The sequence below is a fragment of the Alteromonas sp. 4NS20-0143 genome (genome assembly GCF_057542855.1).
Genome location: NZ_BAAJLR010000002.1, coordinates 717,286 through 732,288, shown reverse-complemented (window position 1 = coordinate 732,288; position 15,003 = coordinate 717,286). Strand labels below are relative to the sequence as shown.

Annotated in this window: 11 protein-coding genes; 10 read left to right on the top strand and 1 reads right to left on the bottom strand. The window is 45.1% G+C overall.

The features are described from left to right. Nucleotides 1–35 precede the first annotated feature (35 nt). Nucleotides 36–1,766, bottom strand: a complete 1,731-nt coding sequence (locus tag AC27HD_RS06900) for a sensor histidine kinase (RefSeq protein WP_032095732.1) — start codon at nt 1,764–1,766, stop codon at nt 36–38. 219 nt (nt 1,767–1,985) lie between these two features. Between AC27HD_RS06900 and phoB the strand changes: the two genes are divergently transcribed. The 10 genes from phoB (at nt 1,986) to AC27HD_RS06850 (ending at nt 14,998) form a co-directional block, all read left to right on the top strand. Next, entirely contained in the window at nt 1,986–2,675 is a 690-nt protein-coding gene (gene phoB, locus AC27HD_RS06895) for a phosphate regulon transcriptional regulator PhoB (RefSeq protein WP_032095733.1), read from the top strand. A gap of 69 nt (nt 2,676–2,744) precedes the next feature. Then, nucleotides 2,745–4,046 (top strand): phosphate regulon sensor histidine kinase PhoR, encoded by a 1,302-nt coding sequence (phoR, locus tag AC27HD_RS06890; RefSeq protein WP_487104608.1) that lies wholly within the window; start codon nt 2,745–2,747, stop codon nt 4,044–4,046. A 96-nt stretch (nt 4,047–4,142) separates the two neighbouring features. Then, a complete protein-coding gene (locus tag AC27HD_RS06885; RefSeq protein ID WP_235207790.1) occupies nt 4,143–5,234 on the top strand; it encodes a PstS family phosphate ABC transporter substrate-binding protein in 1,092 nt (363 codons plus the stop codon). Nucleotides 5,235–5,550: 316 nt separating this feature from the next. Next, nucleotides 5,551–8,346, top strand: coding sequence for a hypothetical protein (locus tag AC27HD_RS06880; RefSeq protein WP_487104606.1), 2,796 nt, complete (start codon nt 5,551–5,553; stop codon nt 8,344–8,346). A gap of 118 nt (nt 8,347–8,464) precedes the next feature. Then, nucleotides 8,465–11,113, top strand: coding sequence for a TonB-dependent receptor domain-containing protein (locus tag AC27HD_RS06875; RefSeq protein WP_032095736.1), 2,649 nt, complete (start codon nt 8,465–8,467; stop codon nt 11,111–11,113). A gap of 176 nt (nt 11,114–11,289) precedes the next feature. Further along, entirely contained in the window at nt 11,290–12,048 is a 759-nt protein-coding gene (locus tag AC27HD_RS06870; RefSeq protein WP_032096295.1) for a DUF3450 domain-containing protein, read from the top strand. 13 nt (nt 12,049–12,061) lie between these two features. Continuing rightward, nucleotides 12,062–13,426, top strand: coding sequence for a MotA/TolQ/ExbB proton channel family protein (locus AC27HD_RS06865; RefSeq protein WP_032096296.1), 1,365 nt, complete (start codon nt 12,062–12,064; stop codon nt 13,424–13,426). 2 nt (nt 13,427–13,428) lie between these two features. Then, entirely contained in the window at nt 13,429–13,947 is a 519-nt protein-coding gene (locus tag AC27HD_RS06860) for a MotA/TolQ/ExbB proton channel family protein (protein WP_032096297.1), read from the top strand. Between the two features lie 31 nt (nt 13,948–13,978). Continuing rightward, the gene (locus AC27HD_RS06855) at nt 13,979–14,386 is read left to right on the top strand and encodes an ExbD/TolR family protein (RefSeq protein ID WP_032096298.1); all 408 of its coding nucleotides are present in this window, start codon (nt 13,979–13,981) and stop codon (nt 14,384–14,386) included. A gap of 3 nt (nt 14,387–14,389) precedes the next feature. Next, nucleotides 14,390–14,998: an energy transducer TonB gene (locus AC27HD_RS06850; RefSeq protein WP_032096299.1), complete on the top strand. Its 609-nt coding sequence runs from the start codon at nt 14,390–14,392 to the stop codon at nt 14,996–14,998. The last annotated feature ends 5 nt before the right edge of the window (nt 14,999–15,003 follow it).

Below are 15,003 nucleotides of genomic sequence, written 5' to 3'. Positions count from 1 at the left end.
TAGCCCAACATTCGTAGAGCAAAGTTCAACACGCCCTAATGTTGGCTTATTGGAAACGTTATGGTGTAGCGAAGGCCTTTACCCGGCTCACTTTGGGCATCAATCTTACCATTTAAAGATTGAGTGACTAGGTTATACACAATATGCGTACCTAGGCCACTGCCTCCTGAGCCTCGTTTAGTGGTAAAAAAGGCATCAAATAGCTGAGAAAGTTCGTCTTTCGTGAGGCCTTTACCATCGTCTTCAAAATGCATGACTACTTGGTCATCAACTGCTTCAACATTTAAACTGATGTTTCCAACTGCTTTATCTTCAAATGCATGGTTAAGGGAGTTTACAGCAAGGTTGCTTACAATTTGCGCGATGGCCCCCGGCGCGCAGGTGACTATTAATTCTGGCGGGCAATTAACCGTAATATTGTGTTTAGTTTGCTTGTAGCCCGACTGGAGGGATTGAAGTACTTCCGCAATATATTCGCCTAGGTCAAAGTCGCGCTCATTCTCGCTGGTTTGGTCAACGGCAACTTGTTTAAAACTGGCAATCAAATCTGACGCTCTGCCTAGGTTGTTCAGCAGCAATTTAGCAGTCTGGTCGGCCTCATCGATAAAACTTGCCATACTTTTACTGGTTAAGCTGGTGTCTTCAAAGTCTTGCTTAAGATTAATAAGTCGCTCTTGTAGAAAGCTAGCTGCAGTAACACTGACCCCAAGAGGAGTATTGATGTCGTGGGTAATACCGGCAACAAGCCCGCCTAGCGACGCCATTCTTTCTGACTCAACCAATTGTTGCTGCGCTTGATTTAAGGTTTGCATAGAGCCGGCCAGCTCATCGTTCTTCTTGCGCAATTCGCTTTCAATATACTGCCGATTCTTGTTTTCTTGACGTAACTCTCGCTGGTGGGCAATAAGCTCATCTTTTTGTTGCTCAAGGTCTAGCATGATTTGCGACAGCGACGCAGTCTTTTTCGCTACCTCTTGTTCGAGTACCAAGTTTTGGTCGTCTAGCTTTGTATTAGCGGCGGTAAGCTCTTTTTGAGCGCTTTTTAGCTTGTGATTTGAAGCAATTAAGTCATCGATGACCCCATTGTATGAGTCTCTTAATTGCAGTAGTTCGTTGTCGTCTTTTACTTCAAGGTTAAGTTTACTCTCTTCTGGGCGTTCGGGGTCGAATCTTCCCATTTGTTCGGTAATATTTTGCAGAGGTTCCGACAGCATAGTGCGAAAAGCCGTCATAAACAGAAAGACAAGGAAGGTGGTTTTAACAATGGCGTTGCCAATAAGGAAAAATACCCCTACCTCAATTCGACTGAATATAGTGTCGAAACTAGAATATAGAGTGACATCGCCAACGGTAGACTCTCGGCCTGCGAATTTAAACACCAGAGGAAAGCTGTAACTAAATACGCCACCGGAATGGTCTTCAATCACCTCACGCTCTACTGGGTTAGGTGAGCGACTTTTACGGATACCTTGCTCGGTAATAAAGTTGCCGTTTTCACCACGTACCTGTAAACCCTCTACAATGGGGATCGACATTAAACCTTCAGCTATCGCTCTAACCTGGTCATCATTAATTTCCCACATGGCACGGGTTAAGCTAGAAGAAAACGTATTTTTGAGGGTTTGAAGCTCTTCTTCAACGTGGTTCTTTGTGCTGAGATATTCGGTGAATATTTGCCCCACCGTCACAATAAGTGTAAGCGCAAAATATACTGAAAGTACTCTTGTTAAGAGCTTCCTTGATAACCCTGTTTTAACCGCAGCCATCGATAAACTTGCCCCTGTCTAAAATCGAGTAGTGTAGCTCTATGCGCTTTTGCCTCGTAAGAATATGCAAATTTCTATTAATTAACAAGATTATGTGTTCAAACTATGTACTGAGTAGAATATATGCAAAACTTGACACATAATTGTAATGACTTTAATAAAACTGTCACAGACCACATTAATAATAGCGAAAAATTAAAAATGACCAGGAAAACAAACATGTCTCGCACAATATTGGTGGTTGAAGATGAAGCCCCTATTCGTGAAATGCTAAAATTCGTTTTAGAACAATCTAGTTTCACTGTAATTGAAGCAGAAGATTTTGATATTGCCAAAGAGAAAGTGTGTGAGCCATATCCTGATCTTATTCTGCTCGACTGGATGTTACCTGGTGGAAGTGGTGTACAGCTGGCCAAAAGCCTAAAGCAGCATGAGTTCACAAGAGATATCCCAGTAATTATGCTTACCGCAAGAGGCGAAGAAGAAGATAAAATTCGCGGTTTAGATGCAGGTGCGGACGACTATATTACCAAGCCATTTTCCCCTAAAGAATTAGTAGCCCGAATCAAAGCTGTCATGCGTCGCGTAACGCCAACGTCAAACGAAGAGCCTATCGAGTTCAATGGCCTTAAGCTTGAGCCGGTTTCTCACCGGGTTACGGCAAACGACGAGCCATTAGATATGGGCCCGACAGAGTTTAAGCTACTGCATTTTTTCATGACGCACCCAGAGCGCGTGTACAGTCGAGAGTTACTGCTCGACAATGTGTGGGGCACGAATGTGTATGTTGAAGATAGAACCGTAGATGTACATATTCGACGATTGCGCAAAGCTATCTCGAGTCATGGTCATGATGCTATGATTCAAACCGTTCGTGGGGCCGGATACCGCTTTTCAGGTAAGTCTTAACGCCCCACACTAGGGACACATTGAGCTATCGGCCATGTGTCCGTAAATTTCTGTAACACGAGTTCCACTATGTATTACCCCTTCTCATGGTTCAGAAGTACGGTTCGTTTATTATTATTCTTGGTGGCGTTTGCCATTGGAGGATGGTTAATTAACGATATGGTATTTGCTGTGGCCTTTGGCGCTGTCATTTTACTGCTATTTAATTACTGGCATTTGTACAAATTAAATCGCTGGTTGTGGCATAGCCGAAAAATGTCTCCCCCCACAGTACGTGGCGTGTGGGAATATATATATGAAGGGATTTACTATTTACAGCGCAGAAACCGCAATAAGCGAAAAGAGCTTGGTGAGCTAGTAAAGCGCTTTAGGGAAGGGTCGGAGGCATTGCCTGATGCTGCCGTGGTAGTTGATTCTAAAGCCTGTATTTTATGGTGTAACCGATTAGCAAGACTTGAACTTGGGTTGAAGTGGCCAAAAGACGCAGGGCGTCGGCTCGATAATTTAATTAGACACCCAGAGTTCATTCAATACTTTCATGCGGGAAATTATAAGTACCCCATTGAAGTACCGTCGCCGACAAACGCGAATAAAACCTTCGAATATCGAATCATGCCTTATGGTGAGGAGCATCTGCTGCTCATTGCCCGAGATATTACCCGCGTATCCCAATTAGAGGCTATGCGTAAAGATTTTGTGGCTAACGTGTCTCACGAACTCCGCACGCCGTTAACGGTAATTAACGGGTACTTAGAAATAATGCCGGAAAGTGACGATGCTAATCCCTTCATGAAAAAAGCCATGCATGAAATGGAAACCCAAACTCATCGAATGCAAAACCTGATTGAAGACCTGCTAGTGCTTTCTCGAATAGAAGCCAGTTCAGAAAGGGTATACGAAAACGTTGTTAATATAGGCTCTATGCTTGCGCTGATAGAGCGTGAAGCCCAGGCACTTAATAAAGAAAAGCAACATACAATCAAATTTCACATAGAAGATGACTTGTTTGTATATGGTGTGGAAACAGAATTACGTAGCGCTTGTTCTAATTTGGTATTTAATGCCGTGCACTACACGCCGCCAGGCGGTGAGATTAACGTTTATTGGAGCCGCCAGTCTGCCGGTGCCCAATTTTCTGTAATTGATAATGGTGACGGCATTGAGCCAACTCATTTAAATCGACTTACCGAGCGTTTCTATCGAGTTGATAAAGCACGCTCTAGAAAAACCGGTGGCTCGGGATTAGGGCTATCTATTGTGAAACACGTGCTTAGCCATCATAATTCGTCTCTTGATATAAGCAGTGAGATTGGTCAAGGCAGTCATTTTTCATTTGTGTTAGACAATGAACTTATTGCCGATCAATCGTGAACGCAGGTAATGAAAACGGGTTTTTCATAAGATCGTGTAGAAAAAAGCGTGTAGAAAAAAGCGTGTGAATGCAGGTAAGTGAATGAAGGCGTTTGAATGAAAAGAGTGAGTTTGGTCAACAGGGTTTCTGCATTAAGTATGATAGCCGTATTAGCTGCGTTAATTGTTGCGAGCTCCGTGCAGGCCAGCAGTATTCAAGTCAGCAATATTCAAACCAGCAGTACTCAAACCAGCAGTGTTCAAAATTCATTGACCAATGCAGCAAGCAACGGCAGTAATACGCCGGCTGTTTCGACTAAGCCGACGATACCCAACTACGAACGAGTGCCTGGAGTTGCCGGAAAGCTATCCTCGGTGGGGTCAGATACGCTTGCCAACCTAATGACGTTTTGGTCGCAAGAATTTAAATCCTTATATCCACAGGTGGGGTTTCAAATTCAAGCATCGGGCTCATCAACCGCACCGCCCGCGCTTATTGAGGGCACGGCGACTATCGGTCCAATGAGTAGGGCGCTAAAGCCCAGTGAAATTCGAGACTTTATTAATGTACATGGCTATCCACCGACAGTATTAAAAGTCGCCATGGATGCTATTGCTATCTTCGTGGATAGACGAAACCCGCTTCAAGGTATGACGTTAGAAAACGTTGACGCCATTTTTTCTCAAACCTTATATTGTGGTGCAGAAAAGCAAATTAGCCGCTGGTCGCAATTAGGCGTGGATGAAAGTGGGTATCGTTCACCAATTCGACTTTATGGGCGTAACTCGGTATCGGGTACGTATGGGTTGTTTAAAGTAACGGCGTTATGCGATGGCGATTTTAAAAATACAGTGAATGAACAGCCGGGGTCGGCATCAGTAGTACTGTCAGTGGCAAGTGGAACCGGCGCTATTGGCTATGCAGCCTATGGTTATAAGACCGCGGGAGTAAGGGCACTTGCTTTAGGTGAAACCTTAGATAGCTTGATTCCTTTGTCTATCGATACTGTGAGAGATGAGACTTATCCCTTTGCACGTTTTCTTTATTTAGTGGTTAATAAAAAGCCGGGTGAGCCATTGCCTACTCTTGAAAGAGAATTTATCCGCTATATTTTATCCCAGCAAGGACAAAACCAAGTTGTCCGAGATGGATACTTTCCCATTCGCGAAGATGTGTTATTGCGACAGCGCCGTCTGTTGGGTAAATAAGCGCAAATTTTGTCATAAAGACTGTAACTAAAGTGTCATGCAACGTGGTTCGATAATTGTGACACTGTAATATTTCTCCTTATTTTTTATCTGTAGCCGTTGTTGCTTGTTCCTCTACATGCACAAAAATCAGCGCTGAAAGCCCCTAAACCCCTATCTTTCCTGTTTTTCTTCTTTTTTTAGCCATTAGTCTAAAATTCAGGCTTTTTATGTGAAACTTTTATGACAGTTTTTTTATGTAACAAATGTGTCATTTAGCTTAGGTACAGTTTCGTCGTTTTCAAAATCCATAAAAATACCGCACTTGGAGAAACACATGGAACTTAAGCAACTTTTTAAAGCTTCAGCAATTGCTACAGCATTAGTGCTAGCAGGCTGTGGTGGCGATATCAATATCAGCGAAGGCGATATTGACAACAGCGTTACAACTACAACAAATAACAATAATGACGCTGGTGATGGTAGCGGCAGCGACGGCGGTACAACCGACCCAGTAAGCAATGCGCCTGGCGAAGCAAGTTCTTTCCTTAGCGGCGAAGTTTCTGACGCATTTGGTCAAACAGTTGAAGTTCGCGTTCTTTCTGGTCGTTTAACCGCTGATGATGCAGACGACCAAGGTGTTATTACTCTAACAAACGACACGGTATGGGCACTTGAAGGGCCTGTATTTGTAGGTAACGACAAAGCAGACAGCGTAACGCTTGCTGTTGAAGAAGGTACCGTTATCTTCGGTCGCACTGGTGCGGACTATCTAGTAATAAGTCGTGATTCAAAAATCGAAGCAGAGGGTACTGCATCTGCTCCAGTAATCATGACATCGTTCAACGACGTGGTTGGTGACGAAGTTGGTGCTGGCCAATGGGGCGGTGTGGTTATTCTAGGTAACGGTAACTCTACCAAGTGTCCTCAAGACGGCTCTGATTGCGCGCTTCAAGTAGAAGGTGCAGAAGAAGGTGCAGTATTCGGTGGTAATGATGACACCGACAGCTCAGGTAGTCTTAAATACGTTGTTGTTAAGTATGCGGGTTTCGAAATTGCACCTGACAACGAGCTTAATGGTATTACGTTCGGTGGTGTAGGTTCTGGTACAGAGGTTGATTATGTACAGGTACACAGCAATGCCGACGACGGTGTAGAGTTTTTCGGTGGTGCGGTAAATGCTAAGCATTTAGTGCTTACTGGTAACCAAGATGACTCAGTAGACTGGGATAATGGCTACAAAGGTAAAATTCAGTACGTTTACGTTCAGCATGCGGCTGACAATTCTGACGCTAACCGTGCCATTGAAGGTGACGGTGATGGTGGTGACGGCTTAGATTTCTCTAAGCCAATGGTTGCTAACATGACAGTTATTGGTAACACGTTCGATACAGCCGATGCTGATTCAGAAGGTCTTTTACTTCGCGACCAAACTGGCGCGAACTTAATGAACTTCCTTATCACTGGTCCCGAAGCGATGGGCGAGTGTTTAGAAATGGACACTGATGAAACGGTTCAAGCCAACCTTTCTGACGGTGACCTTACAATGACTCACTCTGCAATAGCATGTTCTGAGCCGTTTAATTCACCTGAAGGTGCAGTTGACCTAGAAACTTGGTTTACTGGACAAGAAGGTAACCAGCTAATCGCGTTTGAAGATCGTGCAAACCTTGGTCTTAACCCAGACGGCACGCTAACTTCAGAAAGCGCACTTCTTACAGCTGGCGGCGACGCATCTGTTCTTTTAGATACGTTCTTTGAAGCAAATACGTTTGTTGGTGCCGTTGGTGAAACTGACTGGCGTCAAGGTTGGGCATTTGGATTCGGTGGCGGTAACATCGACCTGGTTCAATCAGCGTCTGGTTGCCCTGCAGGTACAACCACTATCACGCCAGTAGACGGCGAAACGACTACGTGTGAAATCTCAGGTACGGTAACGTCAGACCTAACACTTACAGAGGGCAATTTATATGCGCTTTCTGGTGCAGTGTTCATCGGTGGCGACAAAGAAAACAGCGCAACACTTACTGTTGAGCCTGGTGTAACAGTTTACGGTGCATCTGGTAACGATTACCTAGTAGTTAGCCGTGACTCAGAAATTGATGCAAACGGTACTGCTGAAAGCCCAATTACTTTTACTTCACGTGACCACGTTGTTGGTGGCCTTGAAGCGGGTGAAGCAGGTCAATGGGGCGGTATGATCGTGCTAGGTAACGGCGAATCGACTAAGTGTCCTCAAGACGGTACTGAGTGTGCACTTCAAGTTGAAGGTGCGCAGGAAGGTGCGGTATTCGGTGGAACAGACAACGAAGACAGCTCTGGTACACTTCGCTATGTTCGCGTAATGCACGGTGGTTTCGAAATAGCTCCAGATAACGAATTAAACGGTATCACTTTCGGCGGCGTTGGTTCTGGTACTACTGTTGAGTACGTACAAGTACACAAAAACGCAGATGACGGTGTTGAGTTCTTCGGTGGTGCAGTAAACGTTAAGTACCTTACCCTTACAGGCATTCAAGATGACTCTGTAGATTGGGATAATGGCTACGAAGGTAAGCTACAGTTTGTACTTGTTAAGCATGCAGATGATAACTCTGACGCTAACCGTGCCATTGAAGGTGACGGCGATGGCGGTGACGGCCTAGCGTTCTCTAACCCAATGGTTGCTAATATGACAATTATCGGTAACGAGTTCGACACGGCTAATGCTGACTCAGAAGGTGTTTTACTTCGAGACCAAACTAACGCGCAGCTTTACAACTTTGTTGTAACAGGTCCAGCAGGCATGGGTGAGTGTTTCGAAGCTGACCTAAGCGATGGCGACACTACACTACTAGCTAACATGGACGGTACTAACGACCCTCAACTAACTTTTGAGACATCAGTACTAGCATGTGCGGAAAACGTTCGTGACTCGGGTGACTTCGACCAAACTGCGTGGTTCACGGCTCAAACTGGTAACAGCTTACTAGACGAAACTGCAACTGTACTTGACGGAATCTACACAGTAGATGCGACAGCGGCGACAGACGTTTCAACACTGGATAGCTTCTTCTCTTCTGTGGACTTTATCGGTGCAGTTAAAGACGCTGACAACGATTGGACTGCAGGTTGGACTGTAGGTCTTGAATAAGACCTAGTTCACTAGCTAAAAACAAGCAAGTGCGTTGCAAAAGTGACGCACTTGCTTTTAAGTTTGTAAGACACGAATTTTTTATTCGTAAAAGTATTCCTTTTTAAAGAGGTTCATCATGAACAGACCTGCTAACAGGTTTCTTCTAAAACCCATCAGCTTAGCTGTTGCAGCAAGTATCTTGTTTCCAACGACTATGGCCTACGCTCAATCAGATGAAGATGAAGTGATTGAAGAAGTAGTGGCTACCGGAACGCGCCTAAAGGGCACCGCAACGGCAGTAATGGAAGAACGTAAAAATCAAGCCTTCGTAGCTGACATCATGGGTGCTGAGCAAATAGCTCGCACTGGTGATAGTGATGCAGCGGGGGCCCTTCGTCGTGTAACTGGCTTAACATTGGTAGATGGACGATTCATCTATGTGCGTGGTCTTGGTGAACGTTACTCATCAACACAGCTAAACGGTGCCATCGTTCCAAGTCCAGATCCGACGCGTAACGTAATACCTTTGGATCTGTTCCCATCGAGCATAATCGAGAGTCTAGCGGTTCAAAAATCGTATTCTCCCTCAATGCCAGCGGCATTTGGTGGTGGTAACGTTAATATTCGCTTGAAGTCTATTCCTACACAGCGAGTATTCAATGTATCTGCCGCTTTTGGTATCGACACAGAAAACTCTGGCGATGTTCTAGATTACGCCGGTGGCGGTCGTGATTGGACAGGTGAAGATGATGGTACACGCGCAGCTTCAGCGGCTATTCAAGAGCGTTGGGATTCAAAGAACTTCTTAGATGATTTAGAGCCTGAAGAAGCGTTAGAGCTATTTAAGGGAACAAACCGAGCATACGGTCTTGAAACGACGTCAGCGGATCCTGACATGCGCTTCAACGTCACTTATGGTGATAGCTACGATTACGATGATGATTGGCGTTTTGGTTTCTTAGCCACGTCACGTTACTCTACGCAGACCCGATCATCAGAAGAATATGAGTTGCAAGACCCAGACTTGGTCGGCGATGAAATCATCAATGTACGCTTCTTTGATGATATTCAAGGTACAGAGCAAACAGTAACCTGGTCTTCGCTTTTAACGCTGGGCGTAGACTACGATAGAAAGCATCGCATCGATTACAGCCTCATCGTGTTGAACGATACCCGCGATGAAATTCGTGAAATGTTTGGTAACACTGAAAACTTGAACCAGGCAGAAGGCTTGCGTATTCGCGATATCGACATACAGTATGAAGAGCGTTCACTTTATACCAACCAGGTAAAAGGTCAGCATACATTCCCTGAATTAAATTTTATGGGCGTTGACTGGACATACTCGTTGGGTCGTTCTGTACGTCATGCTCCAGGTAACTTTAACGCGCGTTTCGTTATGGAAGACGTGAATCAAGACGGTATTTTTGACGATGAAAATGAAATTTTCTTGTCAGATGCTCAAACAGCGGCCCGTTACACGTTCCAAGACCTTCACGATCGTTTAGAGAACTTTGGTTATAACGTGACTTACCCGATGTCCTTTGGTGATTGGGAAACTGAGTTAAAGGTTGGAGCGAGTTTTGTCACTAAAACACGTTCTGCTGAAAACCGTCGCTTTGACATAAACACGCTAGGTGTTGAAAACCGTTCTATTTTAGACGGAAACGACTTTGGCGAGATTTTCAGCGATAGCGTTCTCGATTCTCTAGAGTTATCGAGTCGACCAATTATTCGTGATACTACAATCGCGGGCGATGATTACGTAGCAGGTCAAAAAGTTGATGCTTACTATTTTGAAGCCGATTTCTTCTACGACAACAAATGGCGTTTCACCGGTGGTGCACGTTATGAAGATTTCCGTCAGGTCGTAGCGCCATTGGATCCGCGTACTAATCAGTTTGACTTAAGTGACGAAGCTGATCGTGCACAATTAGCGTTCCAAGAAGACGGGTTTTATCCAGCGCTTGCTGTAACCTACTTCCTTGAAGACGATATGCAGCTACGTGCAAGCATAGGCCAAACGGTAGTTCGCCCAGATCTTCGTGAAGTGTCATCGGCAACTTACTTAGACCCGTTAACGAACTTCCCAATTGCGGGTACGCCAGGTGTTAGCACTACGGATATTATTAACTACGATTTACGTTGGGAGTGGTATCGCGAAGCAGGCAACAACTTATCGGTAGGCCTTTTCTATAAAGATATGGAAGCGCCAATCGAGTCAGTTCAGTCGCCGGCTCAGGATGGTCCACCGCTCATTCGTATTGCAAATGCTGAATCTGGTGAGGTTTACGGGGTTGAGTTTGAGTTCCTACAAGACTTGGCCTTCATTGGCGACGGTATATGGGACAATCTATTTACTACCGGTAACATTACTGTGAGCGACTCTGAGATTGTTTTAGATCGCCAGAGTATTGTGGATCAAACCGGCGTATCTGCAGCAATTACGAATGTGGAACGACGTATGACGGGTCACTCTCAGTATGTGTTGAACATGCAGTTAGGTTACGACTCAGACAACGGTGAGCACACTGCGTCACTGGTATACAACGTATTTGGTGAGCGTATTCTTATAGCGGGTATCGATGGCTTCGACGACAACTACGAGCAGCCGTTCCACTCGCTAGATATGGTGTACAAGTACTATCCAGATTTTAATAGCACTGTCACATTGCGGGTTCAGAATATCTTAGGTGAGGATCGTGAAATAGAGTTTAACGATGCATTGCTTAGGTCAGAGACACGCGGTACAGGAATTAGGTTGTCATTTAAATACGACTTTTAAAATCTAATCTAATAAAAAGGCCGCTTTTCAGCGGTCTTTTTTATGTGTAACAGATAACACTTTCGGTTTATTTATGACAGTTCCGTAATAAAACTGTCACAGAAAACTCCTATCCTACGCGCAGAAACTTATAGTCGGTTACATCCGATTTCTTTTAACTTAAAAGGTTTGAATGTATGAAGCTTATCAACGCTTTGCTTGTTGCAGGTCTGCTTTCAGCGACACCAGCACTAGCACAAGACGATGAAGTCTTAAAACCCGTTGTCGATGAGGCAGCGAAAATTAATGAGTCTGCGGCAAAATCGCAGGAAAAAATAAACGGTATTACCGATCAGATTGACAGCAAACTTCAACAGTTCAAAACGTTAATGAAAGAAATCGAAGGTCTTGAGGTTTATAACACTCAGCTTCGTAAGCAAATTAACAGTCAAAACCAAGAAATGGATGACTTGAACGCCGCAATTGATGAAGTGTCTGTTGTTGAGCGCCAAATTACGCCTCTAATGATGCGTATGATTGATGGCTTGGCTCAATTTATCGAGCTAGACATGCCGTTTCTTCCAGAAGAGCGTGCTAACCGCGTTGCTGATTTAAGAGCGATGATGGATAGAGCGGATGTTGCAGCGTCTGAAAAATTCCGTCGCGTAATGGAAGCGTTCCAAGTTGAAATGGACTACGGACGCACTATGGAGTCGTACAGCGGCCTTCATTCAATTAAAGGTCAAGAACGTGACGTAGAGTTTTTACGACTTGGTCGCACTGCACTTATTTATCAAACACGCGACGCGAGCATGCAGGGCGTGTGGAACAAGCAAACCCGTCAGTGGGAAGAGCTTGATAGCAGCTACCGTACACAAATCACAAAAGGTCTGCGCATGGCGAAGAAACAGCTTGCCCCAGACTTGCTAATGCTGCCAGTAGCAATTACAGACTAAGAGGTTGATGAGAATGTTTAATACAGTAAAACGTATCGCTGTTGGTCTAGTAGCCCTTAGTATCAGCGCTGGTGCAATGGCACAAAGTGACCGTGCAATGGACCTAGACGCCCTGCTAAAGCAGCTTGAAGAAGGCCAATTTGCACAATCACAGCAAAATAAACAGCGCGAGCGTGATTTCCAAGCGCAACGTGCAGAGCAAGACCGCATTCTTCGCGAAACCCGTGAAAAACGCGACCAAATGCTAGTGCAATCAGAGCAACTTGAAACACAGTTTGAAGAAAACGAGTTTAAATTGGCAGACCTTAACGGTGCGCTAGACACTCGTCTTGGTTCACTTAAAGAGTTGTTCGGTGTATTGCAGCAAATTGCTGGCGATACTAAGAATAAATTTTACAACTCTGTTATTTCAGCGCAAATTCCTGGTCGGTCTGACTTCTTAGACAAGATGGCGCAGGACATGGGCTCAAGCTCAAAGCTGGCATCAATTGAAGAGATTGAGCGCGTATGGTTTGAGATGCAGCGTGAAATGACGGAATCTGGCAAAGTCACTACCTTCACAACAGACGTTGTAGAAGCCGGTGGTGAGAAAGTGAACAAGCCTGTGGTTCGCGTAGGTCCATTTGCCTTGGTATCAGACGGTAAATATCTAGATTACAACGGTGTCACTGGCACGGTATCAGAACTTATTCGTCAGCCAGCCGACCGTTACAACGATTCAGCGGCAGAGCTTCAAGCATCAAGTGGCGAGCTAGTGCAGTTTGGTATTGACCCAACGGGTGGTTCTATCCTTGGTCTTCTTGTTCAAGCGCCTAACATGAAAGAGCGTGTGGAGCAGGGTGGTCCGGTTGGATATATCATTCTAGTGGTTGGTGCAATTGGCCTTCTACTTGCCTTAGAGCGTTTGGTGTCTCTTTCTCTTATTCGCATGAAAGTGAACAAGCAGCTTAAGAGCAAGGAAGTGAAAACTAATAACCCACTGGGTCGCGTTCTTAAAGTACGTGACGATCATCCTAACGCCGATGTTGAAGCGCTAGAGCTTCATCTTACTGAAGCAATTTTAGGTGAAGTACCTAAGTTAGGTCGCAACCTTACTATTATCAAGATTATCTCGGTAGTAGCGCCTTTGATGGGTCTACTCGGTACGGTAACGGGGATGATTAATACCTTCCAAGCAATTACCTTATTTGGTACAGGTGACCCGAAACTGATGGCTGGCGGTATTTCAACGGCACTTGTCACAACGGTTCTTGGTCTTGTGGTAGCGATTCCGATGACATTGCTTTACGCAATGCTTAACACACGTTCTAAAAACATTGTGTACATTCTTCAAGAACAAGCATCTGGCGTTATCGCAGAGCGTTCTGAGCGAGGCTAATTATGATCGAGTTTCTAGAAGCAATTCGCGATTTCACAGAAACAGGTGGCCAGGTTCTCCTGGTCATTGGTCTGCTGATATTCGTTATGTGGCTTTTGATCCTCGAGCGTGCAATGTATCTGTTGGTTTGGCATAAGCAAGCAAAAAAAGATGCGGTCGCGATGTGGAAAGCACGAAACGATCGCTCCTCTTGGTTTGCTGAGCAAGTACGTCAGAAAACGATTTCGCAGTTAACTATACGGCTAAATGGCAGTATCCCAATTATTCAGGCTCTTGTAGCGCTTTGTCCGCTGTTGGGTTTGATGGGTACAGTAACCGGTATGATAGAAGTATTCGACGTTATGGCTATCTCTGGTTCGGGCAACGCCCGTTCCATGGCCTCGGGCGTATCGAAAGCGACTATTCCTACTATGGCAGGAATGGTTGGGGCACTGTCTGGTGTCTTCGCTGCTACCTGGTTAAATCGTATGGTGAAGTCTGAACGCACGCATCTTGAGGATGCATTGATTATTCAACGTTAATGCGACGTCGCATTAAGGTAAGGTATTTATTATGAAGCAGCACTTTCAAAATTTGGTCGATGAAGAAGAAGCAACCATCGACATGACGCCCATGTTGGACGTCGTATTTATCATGTTGATTTTCTTTATCGTGACTGCATCGTTTGTGAAAGAAGCGGGTATCGATGTAAACCGTCCTGAAGCAGCAACGGCTGTTAAAAAGGATCGCGCGAACATCCTTATCGCTATTTCAGATAAAGGTGAAATTTGGATTAACAAACGCCGCATCGATGTTCGTGCCGTTCAGGCAAATATCGAGCGCTTGCACGCAGAAAATCCTCAGGGTACGGTTGTGATTCAAGCAGATAAAGAATCCACAACTGAGACCCTTATTAAAGTGATGGATGCCTCGCGTGCTGCAGGTGTGTATGACGTTTCGATTGCAGCTCAAGAGCCATAAATCATGCCACGATATATAATCGCATTTGTAATTTCCCTTGCGATCACGTTAGGCCTGTTCTTCTTGATGCAGTCATTGATCAAGATGGGTGGCAGCGCACTAACTGAGCCGCCTCAGGGAAGCGTGCTTGACTTTGTAAGGGTTAAGCAGGATGAGCAGGTCGAGAAGAAAGATCGCAAGCCTAAGAAGCCACCAAAGCCTGAGCAGCCGCCGCCACAGATGCAGCAGCCGCAAATGGATTCACCTACACCCAATGCCGAAGGTTCTTCAATGGATTTTGGCGCAGATGTTGGCGATGATATTTCTTTAGACGGCGGACTCGCGCTTGAGTCGGGTGATGGCGAATACTTACCTATTGTTAAAGTAGCCCCAGTATATCCACGCCGCGCATTGCAACGTGGTATTGAAGGGTTTGTAATTGTTGAGTTTACTGTGACTAAGCAAGGTGCAGTGCGCAACCCAATAGTAGTTGAAGCTAATCCAGAGGGTATTTTTGAGCAAGCGGCTATCGACGCTGCAATGAAGTTCAAATACAAACCTCGAGTGGTAAATGGCGAAGCGACCGAAGTATCCGGTATTCAAAACCGCATTTCGTTCCAAATTGACGGGTAGCAGAA